The 15,201-nt window shown below is 71.5% G+C and carries 15 protein-coding genes and 1 tRNA gene; 7 read left to right on the forward strand and 9 right to left on the reverse strand.

The genetic code is table 11. The features are described 5' to 3' along the window. Positions 1-114: 114 nt before the first annotated feature. From JTN19_RS12150 to JTN19_RS12165, 4 genes are read right to left on the reverse strand one after another with little or no spacing between them, the layout of a single operon-like run. Positions 115-1,284: a 2-methylaconitate cis-trans isomerase PrpF family protein gene (locus JTN19_RS12150; protein ID WP_206932830.1), complete on the reverse strand. Its 1,170-nt coding sequence runs from the start codon at positions 1,282-1,284 to the stop codon at positions 115-117. Continuing rightward, complete coding sequence (gene acnA / locus JTN19_RS12155; protein ID WP_206932832.1) at positions 1,281-3,938, reverse strand: aconitate hydratase AcnA; 2,658 nt, start codon at positions 3,936-3,938, stop codon at positions 1,281-1,283. The genes JTN19_RS12150 and acnA overlap by 4 nt, the downstream gene beginning before the upstream one ends. Before the next feature lie 20 nt (positions 3,939-3,958). After that, the gene (locus JTN19_RS12160) at positions 3,959-4,825 is read right to left on the reverse strand and encodes an isocitrate lyase/PEP mutase family protein (RefSeq protein WP_206932841.1); all 867 of its coding nucleotides are present in this window, start codon (positions 4,823-4,825) and stop codon (positions 3,959-3,961) included. Then, positions 4,822-5,529: an FCD domain-containing protein gene (locus tag JTN19_RS12165; protein WP_206932843.1), complete on the reverse strand. Its 708-nt coding sequence runs from the start codon at positions 5,527-5,529 to the stop codon at positions 4,822-4,824. The genes JTN19_RS12160 and JTN19_RS12165 overlap by 4 nt, the downstream gene beginning before the upstream one ends. A gap of 170 nt (positions 5,530-5,699) precedes the next feature. Here JTN19_RS12165 and JTN19_RS12170 point away from each other — a divergent pair, with 170 nt between their 5' ends. From JTN19_RS12170 to prpB, 4 genes are read left to right on the forward strand one after another with little or no spacing between them, the layout of a single operon-like run. Continuing rightward, complete coding sequence (locus tag JTN19_RS12170; RefSeq protein WP_206932845.1) at positions 5,700-6,698, forward strand: tripartite tricarboxylate transporter substrate binding protein; 999 nt, start codon at positions 5,700-5,702, stop codon at positions 6,696-6,698. Positions 6,699-6,703: 5 nt separating this feature from the next. Next, the gene (locus tag JTN19_RS12175; protein ID WP_206932847.1) at positions 6,704-7,153 is read left to right on the forward strand and encodes a tripartite tricarboxylate transporter TctB family protein; all 450 of its coding nucleotides are present in this window, start codon (positions 6,704-6,706) and stop codon (positions 7,151-7,153) included. Continuing rightward, a complete protein-coding gene (locus tag JTN19_RS12180; RefSeq protein ID WP_206932849.1) occupies positions 7,150-8,655 on the forward strand; it encodes a tripartite tricarboxylate transporter permease in 1,506 nt (501 codons plus the stop codon). Before JTN19_RS12175 ends, JTN19_RS12180 begins: the two co-directional genes overlap by 4 nt. Next, entirely contained in the window at positions 8,652-9,557 is a 906-nt protein-coding gene (gene prpB / locus JTN19_RS12185) for a methylisocitrate lyase (protein ID WP_191084104.1), read from the forward strand. Before JTN19_RS12180 ends, prpB begins: the two co-directional genes overlap by 4 nt. Positions 9,558-9,563: 6 nt before the next feature. Here the strand turns inward: prpB and JTN19_RS12190 are convergent, their stop codons facing one another. The 4 genes from JTN19_RS12190 to JTN19_RS12205 all read right to left on the reverse strand — a co-directional run bounded on the left by JTN19_RS12190 (position 9,564) and on the right by JTN19_RS12205 (position 11,351). Beyond that, entirely contained in the window at positions 9,564-10,730 is a 1,167-nt protein-coding gene (locus tag JTN19_RS12190; protein WP_206932851.1) for an acyl-CoA dehydrogenase family protein, read from the reverse strand. 75 nt (positions 10,731-10,805) lie between these two features. After that, a tRNA-Glu gene (locus JTN19_RS12195) sits at positions 10,806-10,881 on the reverse strand. Positions 10,882-10,902: 21 nt separating this feature from the next. Beyond that, entirely contained in the window at positions 10,903-11,076 is a 174-nt protein-coding gene (locus JTN19_RS12200; RefSeq protein WP_206932853.1) for a DUF2256 domain-containing protein, read from the reverse strand. Continuing rightward, positions 11,073-11,351, reverse strand: coding sequence for a DUF6476 family protein (locus JTN19_RS12205; RefSeq protein ID WP_206932861.1), 279 nt, complete (start codon positions 11,349-11,351; stop codon positions 11,073-11,075). Before JTN19_RS12205 ends, JTN19_RS12200 begins: the two co-directional genes overlap by 4 nt. Here JTN19_RS12205 and JTN19_RS12210 point away from each other — a divergent pair. Further along, the gene (locus JTN19_RS12210) at positions 11,351-12,334 is read left to right on the forward strand and encodes an RluA family pseudouridine synthase (protein ID WP_206932863.1); all 984 of its coding nucleotides are present in this window, start codon (positions 11,351-11,353) and stop codon (positions 12,332-12,334) included. The two genes, JTN19_RS12205 and JTN19_RS12210, sit on opposite strands and share 1 nt — an antisense overlap. Before the next feature lie 250 nt (positions 12,335-12,584). Next, complete coding sequence (gene rpoH, locus JTN19_RS12215; RefSeq protein WP_206932865.1) at positions 12,585-13,466, forward strand: RNA polymerase sigma factor RpoH; 882 nt, start codon at positions 12,585-12,587, stop codon at positions 13,464-13,466. A 9-nt stretch (positions 13,467-13,475) separates the two neighbouring features. Here rpoH and JTN19_RS12220 read toward each other — a convergent pair whose 3' ends face one another. Then, positions 13,476-14,195, reverse strand: coding sequence for a M48 family metallopeptidase (locus JTN19_RS12220; protein WP_206932867.1), 720 nt, complete (start codon positions 14,193-14,195; stop codon positions 13,476-13,478). Positions 14,196-14,264: 69 nt separating this feature from the next. Between JTN19_RS12220 and JTN19_RS12225 the strand changes: the two genes are divergently transcribed. Continuing rightward, complete coding sequence (locus tag JTN19_RS12225) at positions 14,265-15,173, forward strand: DMT family transporter (protein WP_206932869.1); 909 nt, start codon at positions 14,265-14,267, stop codon at positions 15,171-15,173. Positions 15,174-15,201 lie beyond the last annotated feature (28 nt).

The raw sequence follows: 15,201 nt of genomic DNA on the forward strand, positions 1-15,201 counted from the left end.
TGCCGGCCTTGATGGGGGCGAGGAAAGCCTCGGCCGACAATTCTCTGCTGGCCGTCACGTTCGCGCGAAGCCGATGCCGGATCAAGCATGGCGCGCCAGTGGGTCAGGTGCCGTTCATGCCTCGGCACCAGGCAGCAGCCCGCGCGGCACCGCCACCTCGCCCTGCATCAGCCGGCGCGCGGTGCGGAACACCACGGCGCTTTCGGCATGCGGCGCGCCGTCGGCACCGGTCCGCAGCTCCGCGCCCACGCTGACGAGGCCCGAGGGGTGGGCCACCCGCACCTCCTCGGCCTCCAGCGTGCCTGGGCGGGCCAGCTGCGCCGCCACCGTGCCCGGCACGCGGCAGGCGATGCCCAGCGCGAGCCCTCCCGTCATGGGCACGGCACGGTGCACGCGCTCCATGGAGAGCATCCGCACCGCGATATCCTGCGCCTCGGCCGCGATGGTGCTGCCATCCAGCGCGCGCGCGGCCACGGGCGAAGCGAGCAGCGCGATGCGGGGCGCGGCGAGCGGCACGGCATCGGGCGTGGCCGCGAGGCCCATCCGCACTCCGCCCGCGCGCCGCAGCCGGTCCAGCAGCGCCATGAGGCCGGGCTTCGCCTCGATCTCGTCCGGCGTCTCGGCGCCGGTCAGGCCGAGATCCTCCGCCGGCACGAACATGGCGGGGCTGGCGGCGTCCACCAGGCTGGCGCGGACGGGGGGCGCGCCCTCCACCTCGATGATGTCCAGCGCCGCGCCGCTGGGCAGCAGGCCGCGGCCCCGCGTGCCGCCGGGGTTCAGGAAGTCGAGCCGCACCCGGGCACCGGTGCCCGCGACGCCCGCGATGGCATAGTCGCCCTCGGTCACCGCGCGGCCGCCCCGCACCGGGAAACGCGCATGGATGATGCGGCGCGTGTTGACCTGGTGGATGCGGACCAGCGCCTCGGGTCCGTCCTCCACCCGCACCAGCCCCTCATCCACCGCGAAAGGCCCCACGGCCGAGGAGAGGTTGCCGCAATTGGCCGACCAGTCCACCTCCGGCCGGTCCACCGCCACCTGGGCGAAGGTGTAGTCCACATCGGCTTCCGGGTGGGTGGAAGGCCCGATCACCACCGCCTTGGACAGCGAGGAGATGCCGCCGCCCATCCCGTTGATCTGCCGCCCATAGGGGTCGGGGCTGCCCAGCACGGCCAGCAGGATGGGGTCGAGCACCGCGCGGTCGGCCGGCAGGTCGGCCGCGTGGAAGAAGACGCCCTTGCTGGAGCCGCCCCGCATGAAGACGGCGCGGAGGAAGTCCTGGCTCATGCGGCCTCCGGCACCAGCGAGGCGCGCAGCACGCGGGGCAGGATGCCGCCGGCGCGGAAACATTCGGCCTCGAAGGGGGTATCCAGGCGGCAGCGCAGGGTCAGTTCCTCCACGCGCCCATCGGCGCGGTGCAGGCGGGCGGGCAGGCCGGCGCCTGGCTCGGGCGCGGGGTGGATGCCCGCGATGTCCCAGCGCTCGGTCCCGTCCAGGCCCAGCGTCTCCACCGTGACGCCCGCGGGCAGTTCCAGCGGCAGCACGCCCATATAGACGAGGTTGGCGCGGTGGATGCGCTCGAAGCCGTTCGCGATCACGGCGCGCACCCCCAGCAGTAGCGTGCCCTTGGCCGCCCAGTCGCGCGAGGAGCCCGCGCCGTAGTCCTGGCCGGCCACCACCACCAGCGGCACGCCCTCGGCCGCATAGCGTTCGGCGGCCTCGTGGACGGGGATGATCTCGCCGGAGGGTTCATGCCGCGTCCAGCCGCCCGTGCGCCCGCCCGCCAGCCGATTCTGGATGCGGATGTTGGCGAAGGTGCCGCGGATCATCACCTCGTGCTTCACGCGGCGCGCGGCGAAGGAGTTGAACTCGGCGGGCGGCACGCCCAGCGAGATCAGATACTTCCCCGCCGCCGAGCCGGGCGTGATGATGCCCACCGGCGAGATGTGGTCGGTCGTGATGGAATCCCCCAGCAAGGCCAGCGCCCGCGCGCCCGTGATGTCGGGAATGGCCGCCGCCTCGCGCGGGACCTCGCGCAGGAAGGGCGGCTCGTTGAGGTAGAGGCTCTCGCCCTCCCAGGGGAAGGTGTCACCCTTCGGCGCCGGCAGCGCCTCCCAGCGCGCATCGCCCTGGAAGACGGTGGCGTAGCGGTTGGTGAAGCGGGGGGCGTTGAGCGCCACGGCGGCGGCCTGAGCAATCTCCTCCGGGCTTGGCCAGATGTCGGCCAGGAACACGGGCTTGCCGTCCTGCCCGGTGCCCAGCGCCTCCCGTGTCATGTCGATCCGCACCGTGCCGGCCAGCGCATGGGCCACGACCAGGGGCGGGCTCATGATGTAGTTCGCCTTCGCCTGGGTGTGGATGCGCCCTTCGAAGTTGCGGTTGCCGGACAGCACGGCGACGGCGGTGGTCTGGCCCGCCTCGATGGCGGCCTCGGTTTCGGGCGGCAGGGGGCCGGAATTGCCCATGCAAGTGGTGCAGCCGAAGCCGATCAGGTGGAAGCCCAGCGCGTCCAGCGGCGCGTGCAGCCCCGTGGCCTCCAGGTAGTCCGCCACCACGCGCGAGCCGGGGGCGAGCGAGGTCTTCACCCAGGGCTTCGCCTTGAGCCCGCGCGCCACCGCCTTGCGCGCCAGCAGCCCCGCCGCCAGCATGTTCTGCGCGTTGGAGGTGTTGGTGCAGGAGGTGATGGCCGCGATCACCACCGCGCCGTCGGACAGCCGGCCCCCGGCCTCCGGCGCCGGGGGGAAGGCCGTCTCGAAGCTGTCGCGGATGCGGGGCAGCGCCACGCGGTCCTGCGGGCGGCGGGGGCCGGCGGCGCTGGGTTCGACCTCGGAGAGATCGATCTCCACCACTTCGGCATAGTCGGGCTGGACGCCCGCCGCGTCGTGCCAGAGACCCTGCATGCGGCAATAGCTCTCCACCAGGCGCGCATGGTCGCCGCCGCGGCCGGTCATCTCCAGGAAAGAAATGGTCTGCGCGTCTACCGGGAAGAAGCCCATGGTGGCGCCGTATTCGGGCGCCATATTCGCCAGCGTCGCGCGGTCGAAGACGTTCAGCGCGGTAAGGCCGGGGCCGAAGAACTCCACATAGGTCGCGACCACACCCACCGCACGCAGCTTCTGCGTCACCATCAGCACCGCGTCGGTGGCGGTGACGCCGCGGGGGAGCGCGCCGACCAGGCGGCAGCCCACCACGCGCGGCAGCACGATGCCGATGGGCTGGCCCAGGATGGCGGCCGCCGCCTCGATGCCGCCCACCCCCCAGCCGAACACGCCGATCGCGTTGATCATGGGCGTGTGGCTGTCGGTGCCCAGCAGCGTCTCGGGGAAGGCCCAGCGCTGGTTGCCGCGCGTCTCGGTCCAGACGCAGCGGGCAAAGCTTTCGAGGTTCACCTGGTGCAGGATGCCGTTGCCCGGCGGCACCACGCGGAAATTGTCGAAGGCACCCTGGCACCAGCGCAGGAAGCGGTACCGTTCGGCGTTGCGCTCGTATTCGAGGTCGAGGTTGCGCTGCGCCGCATCCGGGCTGCCGGCGTGGTCCACCATGATGGAATGGTCCACCACCATGTCCGCCGGCACGCGCGGGTTGATGCGGCGGGGGTCGCCGCCGGCGCGCACCACGGCGTCGCGCAGCGCGGCGAGGTCGGCCATGGCGGGCAGGCCGCCGCTGTCGTTCATCACGACGCGGGTGGGGTGGTAGGGCACCTCCTGCCCCACCGCGCCCGCCTCGCCCCATGTCTTCAGCGCCGCGAGCTGGGGCGCGCCGATGACCAGCCCGTCCTCGTGCCGCAGCACATTTTCCGCCAGCACCTTGAGGCAGCGCGGCAGGCGCGAGAGCGGCCCCGCCCCCGCGGCCTCGGCCGCCTCCAGGCTCATCACCCGCCACACATGCTCGCCGAGCCGGATGTCGCGCCTGGCGCCCAGGCTGTCACGTTCCGCCGCCATGTTTCTCTCCCCGGTGTTGTTCAGGCGCCGTAGCGCGCGTCGCGCTCGAGCCAGTGATGCGTGCCGATGATGCGCTCGCGTTCGGTGAAGGAGACCATGCGCTCGGCCATGGCCATGCTGGTGCCGTCCCGCGCGATGGCCGCGAGCGTCGCGCGCATGGCGTGGATGGCGGCGCGCTGCAGATCCGAGGGGATGATGACGATGCCATAGCCCATGCGCGCCAGCTCCTCCGCCGGCATGATGGGCGTCTTGCCGCCGTGGAACATGTTCATGAGCTTGGGGCCGGGCACCTCCCGCGCGATGCGCTCGATCTGCTCCAGGCTGGTGGGGGCCTCGACGAAGATCACGTCGGCGCCGGCCGCGCGATAGGCATGGGCGCGCGCCAGGGCACCGTCCAGCCCCTCCACCGCGATGGCATCGGTGCGCGCGATCAGCACGAAATCGGGGTCACGCGCGGCGTCACGGGCGGCGCGCAGCTTGCCCGCCATCTCGGCGGCGGGGACCAGCGACTTGTCCTCGTAATGCCCGCAGCGCTTGGGGAATTGCTGGTCTTCCAGATGGATCGCGGCCACGCCCGCGCGCTCGAAGGCCTGAATTGCGCGCTGGGTGTTCAGCGCATTGCCATAGCCGGTGTCGGCATCGGCGATGACGGGGATGTCCACCGCGTCGCACATCGCGGCCACGCGCTCCACCACCTGCTCCATGCCGAGCAGGCCGAGATCGGGCACGCCCAGGCTGCGCGCGATGGCACCGCCGCTGGCATAGAGGGCGGGAAAGCCCGCCTCCGCCACCAGCCTTGCCGAAAGCCCGTCATAGGCGCCGGGCGCCACGGTGGGCAGGCCCTGTTCCAGGCGGGCGCGCAGGCGCGCCCCGGGTGATGCGCTCATGCGTCGTCCTCCGTCATGTCATGGGGCCTTCCGGCCAGCAGGCTCGCGTGCATCACGGCGCGCGCGGCCGCGATGTGGCGGCGCATCAGCAGCTCGGCCAGCTCGCCGTCGTGCTCGGCGATGGCGTCGGTGATGCGCCGGTGTTCCTCGGCCGCGCGCGCGCCGCGGCCGGCGGCGATGCGCTTGCCGTGGTTCCAGTTGCGGATGAGGCGGTAGAGATCGCTCTCCAGAATGGCCAGGATGCGCGCGCTGCCGGAGAGCCGCGCCACCTCGGCGTGGAAGCGGCGGTTGGTGCCGCGCGGGTCGTTCTCCTCCTCGCGCAGGATGGCGCGCAGGCGGGCGATGCCGGGCGGCGTGGCGCGTTCGGCGGCGAGGCGCGCGGCCATGCCCTCCAGCGGTTCGCGCGCGATGAAGAGATCAAGGATTTCGGCCTCGGACAGGCGCACGGCGGTGACGCCCGCGCGCGGGCGGCGGCGCACCAGGCCGCGCTCCTCCAGCTGGCGCACCGCCTCGCGCAGCGGGCCGCGGCTGATGCCGAGGCGGCGGGAGAGATCGGGCTCGCTCAGCTTGGCGCCGGGCGGGATGTCGCCGCGGATGATGGCCTCCGCCAGGTGGCGATAGGCGCGCTCGGATAGCGGCGCGCCATCGTCATCTGTCGACAGAATGGCGGGCTGACGGGTGGACGGGGCGTGGGTTGGCTGCACCGCACCAGTATTTGCCCACCCCAGACCCAGGTCAACAACCCAAGGACAACTCGCGGTTTGACACGGGTTCCGCGCGGCGGTTAGCCTTCTTTCGAGGAAACGCACGGCCGCCGAAACGGCCAAGATTGTCAACAAGAATGGCGGCATGACCGCCAGGAAAGGGAACCCCCATGGTCCAGCTGCCCCGCCGCAACCTTCTCGCCGCCGGTGGCGGCCTGGCCCTCGCCGGGACGGCCCCAGGGATGGCGAAGGCCCAGGCCGCCTGGCCCGTCCGCCCCATCACCTTCATCTGCGGCTTCGGCCCCGGCGGCAGCGCCGACCGCACCGCGCGTGGCATCGCGCAATTCCTGGCGCCGGAGCTGGGCCAGCCCATCACCGTCGTGAACCGGCCCGGTGCCGGCGGGCAGGTGGCGGCGGCCTTCGTGCGCGCCCAGCCCGATGACGGCTACACCATGCTGGCCACCGCCATGTCGCCCTATCTGCAGACCAGCATCATCCACACCCGCGCGCCCTACACGCTGGACGACTTCGCCTTCGTGAACGCGCAGTGGTCGGACTGGGAACTCATCGCGGCCAAGCGCGACATCGGCGTGGATAGCCTGGCCGCGCTGATGGCCTCCATCCGCGACAATCCGGGGCGGCACAGCGTCAGCGTGGTGCCCTCCTCGGGCGGGCAACTCAACGTCTACATCCTGCTCGATGCCCTGCAGATCCCAGCGCGCAACCTCCGCATCGTCACCTATGACAGCGGGGCGGCGGCGCGCGCGGCGGCGGCGGGCGGCCAGGTGGACTTCACCATCCTGGGTGGCGACGGCAGCGCGGGCATCCGCGAACTGGTTCGGCCGCTGGCTGTCATCCATGACCGCCGCGTGGAGGGCTGGGAGGAGGTGCCCACGGTGAACGAGGCGCTGCGCCCGCTGAACGTGGAGGTGCCCATCCTCTCCGGCTCCATCCGCGGCCTCGCCACGCGCGCCAGCTTCCGCACCAGCCACCCCGACCGCTGGCAGAAGCTGGTGAGCGCCTATGAGGCCGCGTTGGCCAAGCCCGAAGCGCAAGCCCATTTCCGCAGCAACCGCATCGGCGCCGACTGGGTGGGGCCGGAGCGCACCACGCAGATCATGCGCCAGACCTTCGAGATCATCGAGCGCTACAAGGATGTGGGCCGCTGACCGCCATGGCCGGGGACAACGCGCGGCCGCGGCTGGACTGGGGCCACCTGGCCCTGGTCGTGCTCATCGCGGGCGTGGTGGGCCTGTATCTGCATGACGCCATCCAGGCCTCGCCCACCACCGACAACCTCATCCTGATCCTGCCCGCCGCGCTGCTGGCGCTGGGGCTCTGCGCGCTGATCGCCATCGGCATCCTGCGCGGGCGGGCGGCGCGGGGGGATGATGCGCCGCTGGGGCGCGCGCCGGCGCTGATGGGGCTCTTCGCCCTCTACATCATCACCCTGCCGGTCGTGGGCTTCGATGTGGGCAGCGCGGTCTTCGTCGCCGCCGCCCTTTTGGTGGAGGGCGAGCGGCGGCCCGTGCAGCTTCTGGTGGTGCCCGCGGTCTTCGCGGTGCTGGCCACGCTCTCCTTCCGGGCCCTGGTGCCCTACCCCATTCCGACGCTGCTGCTGTGATAGACCTCGCCGCCCTCTCGGGCGCCTTCGGGCTGCTTTTCGCCTCCTACAACCCGTGGCTGCTGATGATTCCGGGGCTGGCCATCGGCCTCGTCTTCGGCTGCGTGCCGGGGTTGCAGACCAGCATGGCCATGGCCGTCTTCCTGCCGACGACGCTGTTCATGGACTTCACCTCGGCCATGTTCTTCCTGACGGCTATCTTCACCGGCGGCATGTTCGGTGGCGGCGTCTCGGCCATCATGATGAACATCCCCGGCACGTCCTCCGCCGTCGCCACCGCCTTCGACGGCTTCCCCATGGCGCGCAACGGCCAGCATGGCGAGGCACTGGGCATCGCGCTCGCCGCCTCCTGCATCGGCACGGCCATCGGCTATGTGGTGCTGCTGGTGCTCATCAAGCCGCTCTCGGGCCTGGTGCTGGCCATGGGGCCCACCGAGATGTTCATGGTGGCGCTGTGGGGGCTGACGCTGATCGCCTCCCTGCGCGGATCGCAGATGGCGCGCGGCATCCTGGCCGGCGTCTTCGGCCTGCTGCTGGGCACGGTGGGGATGAGTTCCAACGGGGTGCTGCGCGGCACCATGGGCGTGGATTTCCTGATCGACGGCATCGCGGTGGTGCCGGCCATGATCGGCATGTTCGCGGCCTCCGAGCTGTTTGCCATGTCGCAGCGCGGCTACCTGGTGCAGGACAGCGGGCAGCGCACGGTGCGCTTCTCGCGCGTGCTGGCGGGCATGGGCATGGCGCTGCGCCGGCCCGTGACGCTGCTGCGCGGCTCCATCCTGGGCGTGGTGGTGGGCGCGGTGCCGGGCATCGGTTCCTCGGTGTCGAACCTCGTCTCCTACGCCGATGCGCGCCGGCGCGACCCGGCGCCCGAGAGCTTCGGCGCCGGCAACCCCACGGGCGTGGTGGCGGCGGAATCCGCCAACAGCAGCAGCGAGGGCGGCTCCATGGTCAGCCTCTTCGCGCTGGGCCTGCCGGGGGGCGGCGGCACGGCGGTGCTGCTCGCCGCCTTCGCCATGCACAACGTGACCGGCGGGCCGCGCTTCCTGACCGACAATGCGGACCTGGTCTACACCATCATCCTGGCCAACATCGCGCAGGCGGTGCTGCTGCTGGGCGTGGGACTGGTGCTGTTGCAGGCGCTGACGCTGATCGTGCGCGTGCGTCTTGCCTTGCTGGTGCCCTGCGTCTTCGTGCTGGCGGCCTTCGGCAGCTTCGGCCTGACGGGCGACATGCAGGGGCCCTACACCCTTCTGGTCTTCGCCGGCATCGGCTGGCTGTTCAAGCGGTATGACTATTCGATCCCGGCCGCCGTCATCGGCCTGCTGCTGGGCCGCATGACCGAGGGCGAGTTGCTCCGCAGCTACCAGATCACGGGAGGGGACATCTCCATGGTGCTGGACCGTCCCATCACGCTGGTCCTGATGGCGCTGCTGGTGCTGTCCATCGTGCTGCCGCCGCTGCTCGCGCGACGGCGGGCGCGCCGGAAGGCCGCGGCATGACCTGGCTGCTGGGGCCGGAGCCCGAGACGCCCGCGGGGCTGCGCATGGCCGAACTCTGGGCGCGGCCCGGCATCCTGCGCATGCCCGGCGCGCCGCACCCCATGGGCGGCATCCTGGCCAAGCGGGCGGGGTTCGAGGCGCTGTACATCTCGGGCGGCGCCACCTCCTCGCTGCTGGGCCTGCCCGATCTCGGCCTGGTGTCGCTGGAGGAACTCTGCTTCTTCACCCGCGCCACGGTGCGCGCCACAGGCCTGCCCGTGCTGGTGGACGCCGACACCGGCTTCGGCCCGCCGCTCAACGTGATGCGCACGGTGCGGGAGCTGGAGGCGGCCGGCGCGGGCGCCGTGCAGATCGAGGACCAGCACCAGCCCAAGAAATGCGGCCACCTGAACGACAAGAAGCTCTGCGCGCCCGAGGAGATGGCCGAGCGCATCGCCGCCGCCCGCCGCGCCCGCCGGCACCTCCGCATCATGGCGCGCACCGACGCCGTGGCGCAGGAGGGGATCGAGGCCGCCATCGCGCGCGCGCAGCTCTATGTCCGCGCGGGTGCGGATGCCATCTTCCCCGAGGCCCTGGCGCGGGAGGAGGATTTCCGCCGCTTCGCCGCCGCGCTGGACGTGCCGCTGCTGGCCAACATGACGGAGTTCGGCCGCACGCCGATGTTCACCGCCGACCAGTTCGAGGCCTGGGGCTTTCGCATCGTGATCTGGCCCGCCACGGCCTTCCGCGCCGAAGCCGCCACGCTGACGGAGGTCTATGCGACGCTGGCGCGCGACGGCTCCATCGCCGCCATGCTGCCGCGGCTGCAGACGCGCGCGCAGCTCTACGAGGTGCTGGGCTATTCGGAACATGAGGCGCTGGACGGTTCGCTGGTGGCGAGCCGGCTGCCGGGGCTGGAATAGCGCCTCTCAGTAGGATTTCGGCAGGCCCAGCACGCGCTCGGCGAGGTGGCTCAGGATCAGCTCCCGGCTGACGGGCGCGATGCGCGGGATCAGGCTTTCGCGCAGATAGCGCTCCACATGGTATTCCTGGGCATAGCCCATGCCGCCATGAGTCATCACCGCGGTCTCGGCGGCGGAGAAGCCGGCCTCGGCGGCCAGATACTTCGCCGCGTTGGATTCCGCCCCACATTCGCGGCCTGAATCATAGAGGGCGGCCGCCTTCATCACCATGAGCTCCGCCGCCTCCAGATGCGCCCAGCAGCGCGCGAGCGGGTGCTGGATGCCCTGGTTCTGGCCGATGGCGCGGCCGAAGACGCGGCGGTCCTTGGCATACTGCGTCGCCTTGGCCAGCGCGGCGCGGCCGATGCCCACGGCCTCGGCCGCGATCAGGATGCGCTCGGGGTTCATGCCGTGCAGGATGTAGTGGAAGCCCTTGCCTTCCTCACCGATGCGGTCGGCCTCCGGCACCTCCAGCCCGTCGAAGAAGAGCATGTTCGAATCCACCGCGTGGCGGCCCATCTTCTCGATGAGGCGCACCTCGATGCGCGCGCGGTCGAGGTCGGTGTAGAAGAGGGACAGCCCCTCCGTCTTGCGCCGCACCTGGTCGAGCGGGGTGGTGCGCGCCAGCAGCAGCATCTTGTTGGCGACTTGCGCGGTGCTGATCCACATCTTCTGCCCGCGCACGATGTAACGGTCGCCCTGGCGTTCGGCGCGCGTCTTCAGCTCGGTGGTGTTGAGGCCGACATCGGGTTCGGTGACGGCGAAGCAGGGCTTGTCCTCGCCCGCGATCAGCGGCGGCAGGGCGCGGCGCTTCTGGTCCTCATTGCCGAAGACCACGACGGGGTTGAGGCCAAAGATGTTCATGTGGATGGCGGAGGCGCCGGACATGCAGGCGCCGCTCTCGGCCACGGCCTGCATCATCACCGCGGCCTCGCTGATGCCGAGGCCGCCGCCGCCATATTCCTCCGGCATGGCGATGCCGAGCCAGCCGCCCTTGGCGATGGCGGCGTGGAATTCATGGGGAAAGGCGGCCTCGCGCTCCTTCCGGAGCCAGTAGTCATCGCCGAAACCGGCACAGAGCTTGAGTACCTGCGCGCGGATCTCGGCCTGCTCGGCCGTCAGTTCGAATGCCATGGAGCGCCCCCGGGTTTGGACGAAGCGAGCCAGAAGCGCCGGGGGGTGTCAACGCGTCGAATCAAGGCGTTGAGGTGGCGTCCCCTACGGGATTCGAACCCGTGTTGCCGCCGTGAGAGGGCGGTGTCCTAGGCCTCTAGACGAAGGGGACCAAGCCTTGGAAGCGCCGCTCTTAGCCCCCCCGGCGCGGTTGGGCAAGCCGGGCCTTTGCATGGCGCCCCTCGCGGCACGCATCGGAGCAATACCGCACCTCCTCCCACACCCGCGCCCACTTCTTCCGCCAGGCAAAGGGGCGGCCGCAGGCGGCGCAGGTCTTCTCGGGCAGATGGGGCTTGCGGTGGGTCACGGGCGGGGGCGGACCTCGCCCACCACGCGCCCGCTGCGCGGATTCAGCAGAAGGATGCGCCGCTCCTCCCCCGCGCCTTCGACCAGGACGGCGAAACGATCGCCCGCCCCGCTGACGGACAGGATCCGCGTGCCGGCCGGCAGGTCCAGCGCCACGGCCGGCATGGCCCCCGTCACCGCCCCGCCCGCCCGCTGGACGATCAGCGCGACCAGCGTCACGGTGCCGGCGACGATCATCACCCCCATCGCCACCACCAGGAATTTGAGCGCCCGCATTGGCCGACCCCTCCGCACCCCATGAATATCTCGCGGCCGAAGCCGACCGCGGCGAACGCGCCGACCGCTTCCTCGCGGCGCGGATAGGCACGCTCTCGCGCTCGCGCGTCAAGGCGCTGATCGAGGAAGGCCAGGCCCGGGAGGGCGACCAAGTCTTCACCGACCCCGCGCGGCCCATCCGGCCGGGGGTGACCTATACCCTCGCCCCGCCGCCGCCCCTGCCCGCCCGGCCGGTGGCGCAGGACATCCCGCTCGACATCCTCTTCGAGGACTCGCACCTCATCGTGCTGAACAAGCCGGCCGGGCTGGTCGTCCACCCCGCACCGGGCAACCTGGACGGCACGCTGGTCAACGCGCTGCTCGGCCATGCGGGGGAGGAGCTGGAAGGGATCGGCGGCGAGAAGCGGCCGGGCATCGTCCACCGGCTGGACAAGGACACCTCGGGCGTCATGGTCGTGGCCAAGAGCGAGCGCGCCCACCGCGCCCTGTCCGAGGCCTTCGCGGCGCGCGACCTGGACCGGGAGTATCTGGCCCTGGTCTGGGGCGTGCCCAGCCCCGCCGCGGGCGAGGTGGAGGCCGCCATCGGCCGCCACCAGCTCGACCGCAAGCGCATGGCCGTGGTGGGGCGCGGCGGCGCGAAGTCCGGCAAGGCGGCGCTGACGCGCTATCGCACCGAGCGCGTGTTCCATGGCGGGGTGAGCCTGCTGCGCTGCAAGCTCGCCACCGGGCGGACGCACCAGATCCGGGTGCACCTGGCGCATATCGGCCATCCGCTGGTGGGGGATCCGGTCTATCTGCGGCGCATACCGGCGGCGAGTCGCGCCTTGCCCGAGGCGGCACGCCAGGCCCTGCTGGCCTTCCCCCGCCAGGCGCTGCACGCGGCCAGTCTGGAATTTCATCATCCGGTTACAAAGGATGTGCTAACTTTCCGCTCTGATCCGCCGAAAGACCTGCAGGCCCTCCTCTCCGCCCTTTCCGCCTAGGGGTCCTGCCCGGTTTACCGGGATGACAGAGTGGCGGGGTTGGTTATCCTTGCATTGCAGGGGAGAACGGACTAAACGAACGGTAATGTGCAACGTCGGCCGGGTGCCGCGTGACTTCGGTTCGCTGCCACCGCCCCCTCCGTGACCGGGGCGGATGCAACCGAAAGGGCCCGGCGGTCGTTGCCACGAACGGCCAGATGCCCGTCGCCGTCACGGGGCGGGTTCTGGCGCAGTCAGGAGTTCGGACCACATGGCGTCACTGAGCATCCCGATGGCCCCGGAAGGCAACCTCTCCCGCTATTTGCAGGAGATCCGGAAGTTTCCGATGCTGGCCCCGGAGGAGGAGCTGAACCTCGCCAAGCGCTGGCGCGACGCGGCCGATGAGGCCGCCGCCCACAAGCTCGTCACCTCGCACCTGCGCCTCGTCGCCAAGATCGCGATGGGCTACCGCGGCTATGGCCTGCCGGTGGGGGAACTCATCAGCGAGGGCAATGTCGGCATGATGCAGGCGGTCAAGCGGTTCGACCCGGACCGCGGCTTCCGCCTGGCCACCTACGCCATGTGGTGGATCCGCGCCGCCATCCAGGAATACATCCTGCACAGCTGGTCGCTCGTGAAGATGGGCACGACCGCCGCGCAGAAGAAGCTGTTCTTCAACCTCCGCCGCCTCAAGGGGCAGATCGGGGCGCTGGAGGATGGCGACCTGCAGCCGGAGGTGGTCGCCAAGATCGCCAAGACGCTGGCCGTGCCTGAGCAGGACGTGGTGAGCATGAACCGCCGCCTCGCCTCGCCCGACAACAGCCTGAACGCCCCCGTCCGCGCCGACAGCGAGGGCGAGTGGCAGGATTGGCTGGTGGACGAGAGCGAGAGCCAGGAGGAGGAACTCGCCGACCGGCAGGACATGTCCAACCGCAAGGACCTGCTGAACGGCGCGCTTCGCACCCTGAACGAGCGCGAGCGCCACATTCTGATCGAGCGCCGCCTGAAGGACGAGCCCACCACGCTGGAGGAGCTGTCCCAACAGTACAACATCAGCCGCGAGCGCGTGCGCCAGATCGAGGTGCGCGCCTTCGAGAAGCTGCAGAAGTCCATGAAGCAGCAGATCACGGAGCGGCGGCTGACGGTGGGCTGACCCCGCCGCTCAGCCGACCCGCAACAGCCCCGCCCCGTTCCGCCGCAGCCATTCGCTCGCGGCGGCGCGGTGCGGGGTTCTTGATTCCACCAGCGCCCAGAAACGGGCCGAGTGGTTCATCTCCCGCAGATGCGCCACCTCATGCGCCACCACGTAATCCAGCACCCAGGGTGGCGCCATGACCAGGCGCCAGGAGAAGGCGAGCGTCCGGTCGGGCGCGCAGCTTCCCCAGCGGCTTTTCGTGTCCTTCAGCCGGATGGCGCGCGGCGCCACGCCCAGTGCCGCGGCATGTGGGCGCACGGCCTGCGCGATGCGGCGCAGCGCCTCGGCGCGCAGGAAGTCGCGCACGCGCCTTCCCACGAACTCCGCCTGGCCCGAGACCACCAGCACGCCCTCCTCCAGCAGCGCCGCGCCACGCCGCGCGGGGTCGTGGCGGATGAGGTGCTCCACCCCGCCGATGGGCACGCTGCCGCCCGGCACCAGCTTGCGCTCCGGCGCCAGGGCCGCCACGCGCTGCAACACCCAGCCCGCATGTTCGGTCAGCAAGGCGAGGCCATGGCGGCGGCCCACCTTCATGGGCAAGGTCACCACCACCGCCCCCTCGGCCGGGGAGATGCGCAGCGAGACGCGCCGCGCCCGGGCCGAACGCCGCCAACGCACGGGGCATGGGGCCTCGGGCAGCAGCGGGTCGGGCCGCAGGGCGATGGTTTCCGATTCGGGCCACTCCATGCGCTGCTTATACCCCGCCGCCTGAGCGTTGAGTTGACAGAGGCGCGCACCGGGGGCCTCTGCGCGGGCATGACCCGCACGCCCGTCCTGCCCCTGCTGCTGCTGACCGGGGCCATCTGGGGGCTGACGCCCGCCATCGCCAAGGTGGGCATGGGGCTCGGCATCTCCGCCATGGGCTTCGCCTTCTGGACGGCCGTGGGGTCGGCCCTGGCGCTGACGCTGCTGTGCCGGGCCCGGGGGCAGGCCATCCCGCGCGACCGGGCGCATCTCCTTTACTACCTCGCGGCGGGCGGGTCGGGCTTCGCCCTGGCCAATGTCTTCGGCTTCCACGCGCTGCAGCATATCCCGGCGGGGTTCTTCGCCCTGCTCATCCCGCTGGCCCCCATGCTGACGGTGGTGGGTGCCGCGGCCATCGGGCAGGAGCGGCTGACGGCGCGGCGCGTCGCCGGCACCGCGCTGGGCTTCGCCGGCGTGGCGCTGGCCATGGCGCCGGGGGCGGCGCTGCCCGCGGCCTCGCTGATCGGCTGGGCGCTGGTCGCGGCCCTCACCCCGGTCTGCTACGCGGTGTCGGGGCTGGTGGCGGTGCAGTTCGCGCCGCGCGGCACGGGGCCGCTGGCGGTGGCGGCGGGGTCGCTCTACGGGGCGGCCTTCTGCCTGGCCTTCTTCGCGCTGGCGCTGGGCCAGTTCCACCCGCCGCTGTCAGCCGACTGGCGGGCGGAGGCGCTGCTGCCGCTGCAGGCCGTGCTGACCGCCATCGCCTACCTCGCCTATTTCCGCGTGATCGCGGCGGCGGGGGCGGTGGTCACCAGCCAGGTAGGCTATATCGTCACCATCGCGGGCGTGGTCTGGGGGGCGATCATCTTCGGCGAGCGCATGGGCTGGCTGGCCCTGCCGGCCGTGGCGCTGATCTTCGCGGGGCTGTGGCTGGTGACGCGGCCCGGACGGCGGGTGGCGAATAAGCCTCATCCGCGACGGTGATTGGCGCGTGGACGCGCACGGCTCCATG

Source organism: Roseococcus thiosulfatophilus (assembly GCF_017311575.1).
In the GTDB taxonomy this organism is placed as follows: domain Bacteria; phylum Pseudomonadota; class Alphaproteobacteria; order Acetobacterales; family Acetobacteraceae; genus Roseococcus; species Roseococcus thiosulfatophilus.